This window comes from Microbacterium sp. C448, assembly GCF_000582705.2.
In the GTDB taxonomy this organism is placed as follows: domain Bacteria; phylum Actinomycetota; class Actinomycetes; order Actinomycetales; family Microbacteriaceae; genus Microbacterium; species Microbacterium lacus_A.
Map to the genome: position 1 here is coordinate 1 of NZ_HG779687.1, position 7,164 is coordinate 7,164.

The 7,164-nt window shown below is 69.0% G+C and carries 5 protein-coding genes and 2 pseudogenes; 3 read left to right on the top strand and 4 right to left on the bottom strand.

The window, feature by feature from the left end:
- The 3 genes and pseudogenes from MIC448_RS09070 to MIC448_RS09080 all read right to left on the bottom strand — a co-directional run.
- Positions 1–247 (bottom strand): annotated as a pseudogene (locus MIC448_RS09070) (hypothetical protein); the annotation flags it as partial.
- Between the two features lie 9 nt (positions 248–256).
- On the bottom strand, positions 257–2,344 hold the full coding sequence (locus MIC448_RS09075; protein WP_036298544.1) for a primary-amine oxidase: 2,088 nt from the start codon (positions 2,342–2,344) through the stop codon (positions 257–259).
- 63 nt (positions 2,345–2,407) lie between these two features.
- Entirely contained in the window at positions 2,408–3,883 is a 1,476-nt protein-coding gene (locus tag MIC448_RS09080) for an APC family permease (protein ID WP_051513488.1), read from the bottom strand.
- A gap of 221 nt (positions 3,884–4,104) precedes the next feature.
- Here MIC448_RS09080 and MIC448_RS09085 point away from each other — a divergent pair, with 221 nt between their 5' ends.
- The 3 genes and pseudogenes from MIC448_RS09085 (at position 4,105) to MIC448_RS16405 (ending at position 6,324) form a co-directional block, all read left to right on the top strand.
- Positions 4,105–5,598, top strand: coding sequence for an APC family permease (locus tag MIC448_RS09085; RefSeq protein ID WP_036298547.1), 1,494 nt, complete (start codon positions 4,105–4,107; stop codon positions 5,596–5,598).
- Positions 5,591–5,755: pseudogene (locus tag MIC448_RS16400) on the top strand (helix-turn-helix domain-containing protein); the annotation flags it as partial. The gene MIC448_RS09085 and the pseudogene MIC448_RS16400, both read left to right, overlap by 8 nt.
- A 395-nt stretch (positions 5,756–6,150) precedes the next feature.
- Positions 6,151–6,324, top strand: a complete 174-nt coding sequence (locus MIC448_RS16405) for a hypothetical protein (RefSeq protein ID WP_243419939.1) — start codon at positions 6,151–6,153, stop codon at positions 6,322–6,324.
- Between the two features lie 14 nt (positions 6,325–6,338).
- On the opposite strand, the gene MIC448_RS09095 is transcribed toward MIC448_RS16405, so the two are convergent.
- On the bottom strand, positions 6,339–7,124 hold the full coding sequence (locus MIC448_RS09095; protein WP_036298550.1) for an SDR family oxidoreductase: 786 nt from the start codon (positions 7,122–7,124) through the stop codon (positions 6,339–6,341).
- Positions 7,125–7,164 lie beyond the last annotated feature (40 nt).

Genomic DNA, 7,164 nt, shown 5'->3' on the forward strand with positions numbered 1-7,164 from the left:
CACTCGCGCCAGCTCGGACACGCGCTGCCCGGCCGCGGAGGGCGGCCAACCCGATCGCCGCGACGATCAGGACCGCCGCCCACGCGGCTGGCGCTACGACGCCCCACAGCACGACGTCGAGCATCGCGACGAGCATGAGGACGGATGCGGCGAGCTCGGGCGCCCGTGCCCGGCGGCGATCGGCGGCGATGCAGCACGCCCCGATCGCCGCCGGCGCGAGTGCGCCGAGGTGCAGGATCTCACCCACGCGCGGGGTTCAGTGGCCGTGCGACGAGTGGCCGTGCGACGCGTGGTCGTCGTGCGCGCCGTGGGCGGCAGACTCGTGCGCGTGACCCGCGTCGTGCGCCGAGTGGGACTCGTGCGCGTGACCCGTTCCCGCCGAGCAGTGATCCGACATGGCGGGCGCCGGGACGTTCAGAGTCGGGTTCCGCTCGAAGAAGTTGTACGGCTTGAGCGTGAACTTGGCGTAGTCCATCGGCATGACGGGCCAGTCCTCGTTGCGCGGGAAGTGCGTGAGCCCGAACGTGTGCCACAGCACGACGTCCTCGCCGACGAGCGGCTCGTCGCCCGCGATGTAGGCCGTCACTCCGTCGCCGCCGGGGTTCTGGTTGACGAAGTCGCCGGCCGCGTACCGTTCGGCCGGGTCGTACTTCGTCACGAACAGGTTCTTCGTGGCGAATTCGGCGCGCCGGGCGATCGAGGACGAGCCATCCGCCATCAGCGTCGGCGTCTCGGTCGGGAAGAGCACGTACGACGTCGGTTGGCCGAGTTCGGTCGTCTTCTCGGTGGACGCGATCTGCCACACCCGGTTCACGGCACCGTCGGCGACGCGGCCCGAAACGGCCTCGGACATGATGGGCGTGACCTTCTTGGTGAAGGCATTGCCCGCCGGGTTGGTCTCCGACACGGGCAGGCGCACGGCGTCGATCTCGTTGACGACGTTCGACAGGCCGTCGACCGTCATATCGAGGCGCGCCGAGAACAGGTGCTGGTGGTAGGGGGCACCGAGCCCCGGAGCGACCTGCGACGCGAACGGGTAGGCCGTGCCGTCCTCTGCATCACCCGGGAACGACGACGTGAACAGGATGCCGGTGAGCTTGGCCTCGCACTCGATCGTGCCGTCGAGGTAGAGGTACCAGTAGAAGCCGTAGTCGTAGTTGCCGACCGTCGTGAAGAACGAGATCACGAGGCGCCGAGAGCGGCGTACCTCGTGCGATCCGGTGAAGATGTCGGTGTGCTTCCAGAGGGTGCCGAAGTCCTCCTCGTGCATGCAGATGCCGTTGTCGATCGTTCGGGGCATCCCGAGCTCGTCGGGCAGCACGGCGTCGAAGTACTGGATCTCGCCGACGCAGTCGCAGCCGAGCGCGAGCGAGTTCGTGTAGCGGCCGAACATGTACTCGCCGGTGTCGAAGTAGTTCTGCCAGAAACGGTTCGGGTGCGGGTCGGCGTACGGCACGAGCATCTCGTTGATCGATCCGCGGTACATGACCGGACGGTCCACGCCCTTGTCGGCGAACGAGAGTTCGCGCAGGATCAGGCCCTCGCGCATGTCGAAGCCGATCCGCAGCTTCCAGTTGCCCCACGAGACGTGTTCGCCGTCGACCGAGAAGCTCGGCCCCTCGGGCTGCGTGATGACGATCGGTTTCAGACCCTCGAGCGGCGGCCCCTGCAGCTCGGGGTCGTCGAAGTTGCCGTGCGTCTCGGGCACCGCGAGGCCGGGGGTGTCGATGATCTCGATCACGCGGCGGTCGGCCGTGTCGATGTAGGCGGTGAGACCGTCGACCGGGTGCGCCCAGGGGTGGTCGGACGGGTGGTCCATGCGGAAGACGAACGACCGGACGATGCGGCGTCCCTCTTCCGCGGCGTAGCCGTAGTGGCCGGCCGAGAGCGGGACGGCGACGACCTGGTCGATCGTGAGCCCGCGCGCGGCGAGGGCCGCGAGCCATCCCTCGTCCTCGGCGAGGATCAGTCCGACGTCCTCGAATTCGGCGTCGAGGATCGGCAGCTGTCCCTTCGAGCCGTCCAGGACCGTGCTCGAGAGCGTCTCGCCCGTCGTGATCGACACGATCGAGTCGGTCGAGCGGCCCGTCGCCATGTCGAGCAGCTGCACCCGCGCGCGGCGGTCAGGCAGCGGCACGTCGCCGGCCTCCCAGCCCAGCACCTCGCCCTTGGTGGGCTCTTCGAGCCCGACGTAGGCGAAGCGCATCGTGGTCGTGAAGTCCGGCCATTCCAGCACGACCGTGCGGACGGCCTCGATCTCGACGACAGAGAGCGACGACAGCGGGTGGGCGGGGGCTTCGGGTGCGACGTAGGCGGCGGATGTCTGGATGTCGGTGATGCTCATGAGTGTCTCCTGGGTGGGGCGGGTCGCTTCGACAAGCTCAACGACCGGGGTTGTGGTCGGGGGTCAGCCGGCGATCGAGTCGGTCAGCTTGGCGTAGGCGGCCGGACGGCTCTTCTTGATCCACCACGCCTGCACGTAGCCGAGGACCGGGAAGATCACGATCAGGGCGAGCAGGAACCAGCTCACGGCCCCGAATACCGGGGTGCCCTCGGCATCCACGTCGCCGACCATGATCGGGAAGTACGCGGCGATCAAGATGGCCGAGGCGATGAGCCCCAGCAGCCCGAGCGCGGGGGCGATGATCGTGTTCCACGGGCGACGGTCCTTGCGGGTCTTCGCGAAGTACGCGATCACCGCGACCGAGGTGAGCGCCATCAGGATCGCGATCGCGAGGGTGGCGACGCCGGCGAACCAGGTGAACACCTGCAGGACCGGGTCGAGGTTCAGCGCCGCGAAGACCGCGATCAGCACGACCGCGGTGACGGTCTGCACGAGCGAGGACACGTGGGGCGAGAGGTGCTTGGCGTGCACCGAGCCGAGGCGGTCGGGCAGCACGCCGGCGTTCGCCATGGAGTGCTGGTAGCGCGTGACGACGTTGTGGAACGACAGGACGCAGGCGAACATGGCCGTGATCAGCAGGATGTTCACGCCGATCTCACCCGCGACGCCGAGGTAGCGCGCCATCGTGGTGATGATGAAGGTGCCCGGATCTTCGGCGACGACGTCGACGACGCCATCCGGTCCCCACGCCATGATGAGTGCCCACGACGCGAGTGTGTAGAAGACGCCGATGCCGATGACGGCCGCGTAGGTGGCCCGGGGGATCGTCTTGTTCGGGTCTTTCGCCTCGTCGCGGAAGATCGCCGTGGCCTCGAAGCCGATGAAGGCGGCGATCGCGAACATGAGACCGACTCCGGGCGAGCCGCTGACGATGTTGGCAGGCTCGAAAGGCGCGAGGCTCAGGCCGTCCTCACCACCCGTGAACATGACGGCCGCGACCAGGATCAGCACGATGCCGACCTCGGCGATGAGCAGGACGCCGAGAACCTTGCTCGAGAGGTCGATGTGCCGGTACCCGAGGATTCCGACGAGCGCGATGACACCGAGCGAGAACAGCCACCAGGGCAGCAGCGGTCCGCCGAGGGACTGGATCGTGACGGAGAGGATGTACCCGATGTATCCGTACACCGACACCTGGATGGTCGTATACGTCAGCATCGCGATCCAGGCGCTCGCCAGGCCCGTGGAGCGACCGAGGCCGTACCCGACGTACGTGAAGAAGGCACCGGGCTTGGGCACGTGCCGCGTCATGGCTGCGAGGCCGACCGAGAACAGCACGAGCACGACGGCACTGATCGCGTAGAGGGCCGGGAATCCGACTCCGTTGCCGATCAGGATGCCGAGCGGAGCCGCGCCACCGATGACGGTCAACGGAGAGGCCGCTGCGACGACCATGAAGACGATGGCGGTCACACCGAGCGAACCCTTCAGGGTGCGCTTGGCGGATGCCTCGACTCCGGGGGATTCGAGTTTGGTCATGGGGTGTCCGATCTGTGGGGGGATCTGTCGTGAGGTGCGCGGATTGACCCGAGCTTGGCGGCGGCCGATTGCCTGGCCGTCTCGACCGTGTGAAACCTCTCCGTTGCGGTGTGGGACGCCCGCCCGGCGACGTCTCATTCGGTGACACACGGTCGAAACACGCGGGACGCGCTGTGGCAACCGGCCGTGCGTACCGTGAGCCGCAGCGGGAAGGAGATGACGTGACGGCACTCGATCGGGCGATTGCGCGTCCCGCTCCCGTCCGCGACTTCGGTGCCCGGTCTCCTCTCGACGGCCTCGACCGGCGAAGTGTCTCGTTCGCCGATGTGCTGGCGCAGTCGGTTGCCGCCGTGGCACCGTCCGCGGCCGCGACGACGGTGGTGGTGCTGGTCGCGGGGGTGGCCGGCGTCGCCACCGTCCCCGCGATGCTCGCGGCGGGCCTTGTCGCCCTGATGGTCGCCTCGACGATCAACCAGTTCACGAAGCGGATGGCCGCGGCCGGGTCGCTGTACACCTTCGTCTCGAAAGGGCTCGGCTCGGGGGCGGCGCTCGCCGCGGGCGCCGCCATTGTCATCGGCTACGCGTTCATCTCCGTGTTTGCCCTGCTGGGCGGCGCGCACTACCTGACGATGCTGCTCAGGGGGCTGTGGCCGGGTTTCGGCGGGCCCTGGGATGTTGCGGCGCTGCTCGCGGCTGAAGCGGCGGTGCTGGCGCTCGTGCTCGTGCGGGGCATCCGCGTCTCGTCGCGGGTCGCGCTCGTCGTCGAGGTCGTCTCGGTCGTCATCATCCTCGTGCTCCTCGTCGTGCTCCTGGTGCAGATCGGGCCCCTCGATGTCTCGGCCCTCTTCCCGACCGAGCGCTTCTCGATCGCGGGATTCGCCGCGGGCGCGGTGCTCGCGCTGACCGCCTTCGTCGGATTCGAGAGCGCTGCGACACTCGGTGTCGAGGCGCGCGCGCCGCTGCGCAACATCCCGCGGGCGATCGTGACGACGGTGCTGCTGGCGGGAGGGTTGTACCTGCTGGCCGCGTACACGCAGGTCGCCGGGTTCCATGCTCTCGGCCGGGAATTGGCGGGCAGTGATTCGCCGGTCAACGCCCTCGCCAGCGCCTACGGGGTCGCGCAGCTGGGTGTGCTGATCGACCTGGGCATCGCCGCATCCTTCCTCGCGTGCGCGATCGCCTCGACGACCGCGCTGACCCGCGTATTGTTCGCGCTCGGGCGAGACGGGATCGCACCGCGTGCTCTCGGCGGCGTGCACCGGCGTTTTCGTACGCCGATCGGAGCGATCGCCGTCGCGGTGCCGGTTGTCGCGATCGCTCCGATAGCGGCCGTGCTCGCGGGCGTCGGGCTCTGGGACGCGATGGAAGCGGTCATCGCCGTCTCTGCGGCGGGCTACATCGGCGCCTACGTCCTCGTGTGCGTCGCGGCCCCCGTCTTCTTGCGCAGAATCGGAGAGCTGACCTTCCGGGCCGGATTGGCGGCTTTCGCCTCGGCCCTCCTCCTCGCGGCGGGGCTCGTCGCGTATCTGGTCTTCGAGGGTGTACGCGGAAACCCCGGCGCACCGCTGGCGCTCATGGTGGCGGCAGTCGCGACTCTCGTCGTGGCCTGGCGCAGACGTCGGGGCGAGGCATCCCTCGCCGGAATCGGCGCCTACGACGAACCGGTCGCCTCGGAAGTACTGGGCGGGGTCGCGCGGAGACCGACGGATGCCTGAATCGCGCATTCGCTCGGACCCCCACCCGACGGGCGATCTGTCGGCCCGCCAACCCCGCGCGATCCACAGTGCGTTGACGTTGCTCGAGGCGGTCGCCGAACTCGGTGCGGGGGCGACGGCCCGCGAGATCTCGGACGCGCTGGGACTGCCCAAAGCAACGACGTACCGCCTCGTGAATCTGCTCGTTCAGGACGGCTTTCTCGTGCGCACCCCCGATCTCTCCGGCTTCGCGCTCGGTGCCAAGGTCGTTCATCTCGCCTCCGTGGCGGCGCCCGTGCGGCTGCCGTCGGCGGCGCGGGACCTGCTCACCGCCGCCCGCGACCACGTCCGCGGGGGAGTGCACGTCGTGTTGTACCCCGAGGGGCGGGTGAGTCTGGTCGATCCGGACCCGGACTTCCCGTTCAGTGATCCGGTGCGACTCGCTCGCGATCCCGGCCGGTTCGCGCTCGGACGTCTGCTGCTGGCCGAGGGTGGGGTCGCGCGTCGCGCGCAGAATCGGCGGACCTTGTTGCCGCGGCAGCTGACATCCGCAGATTCGGCGTCACGCGCCAGATCGGCGAGCTGGTGCCGGGATTCGGATGTCTCGCTCTGCCCATCCGTGATGCCGGCGGGGCGCTCGCCGGCGCGTTGGGCTTCTCGGGTCCCGCCCATCGGGTGGAAGAGCCATCCGGGGTCATCCGCCTCCTCGCGCCGACCGCGGAGCGCTTGGCGCCGCTGCTGACCTGACCCGCTTGTTGAGCTCAGGCGAGCAGGCGTCCGCTGGCGTCGAGGACGAGACCACGCGGCAACACGCCCGCAAGCGTCGCGGCGACCGCGTTCGTGCCGCCCGAGACGATGCTCGGCGGCGTGCGGCGACGATCGAGTGCGCGCAGCGCGGTCGTGACGACCTGCGCGGGGGATTGCACGCGGCCCTTCGCCATGTCTTCAGCGTCCGCAATCTCGAAGAACTCGGTTGCCGTGGCGCCCGGGCTCACGGCGAGGACGCGCAGGCCCGAGGCGCGGGTCTCGTACGCGATCGCCTCGGTGAAGCTCAACACGAAAGCCTTCGAGGCCCCATACGCCGCCATATGCGGGGTCGGCTGGTAGGCGACGACGCTCGAGATATTGACGAGCACGCCGCGCCCGGCGGCGACGAGCCGCGGGAGGAAGGCGTGTGTGAGGGCGACGAGGGTCGAGACGTTCAGCTGGATCATCTCGGCGACCCGCGAGTGATCGGCGTCCACGAAGTCACCGCGCATCCCGAAACCGGCGTTGTTGATCAGACTGTCGACCAGGATGCCGCGGCGTTCCAGTTCGTCGTGCAACTCGGCGGCCGCTTCGTCACGAGCAAGGTTCATCGCGATCGGCGTCGCCGTGATCCCATGCCGCGCGCCGAGCTCGGCCGCAAGTTCGTTCAAGCGGTCCTCGCGGCGGGCCACGAGGACGAGGTTCGCACCGCGCGCGGCGAGAGCGTCGGCGAACGCGGCACCGATGCCCGAGCTCGCGCCCGTGATCAGGACGGTCGTGGCGGTGAAGTCGACAGGCATGGTCGCCACACTAAGCCTCGATCCACCGATGGGGAGGCTT

What these genes read in the sequence shown, in the direction of transcription:
- MIC448_RS09095 (WP_036298550.1), bottom strand. Translation starts at nt 7,124, where the DNA reads ATGCCTGTCGACTTCACCGCCACGACCGTCCTGATCACGGGCGCGAGC.
- MIC448_RS09080 (WP_051513488.1), bottom strand. Translation starts at nt 3,883, where the DNA reads ATGACCAAACTCGAATCCCCCGGAGTCGAGGCATCCGCCAAGCGCACC.
- MIC448_RS09075 (WP_036298544.1), bottom strand. Translation starts at nt 2,344, where the DNA reads ATGAGCATCACCGACATCCAGACATCCGCCGCCTACGTCGCACCCGAA.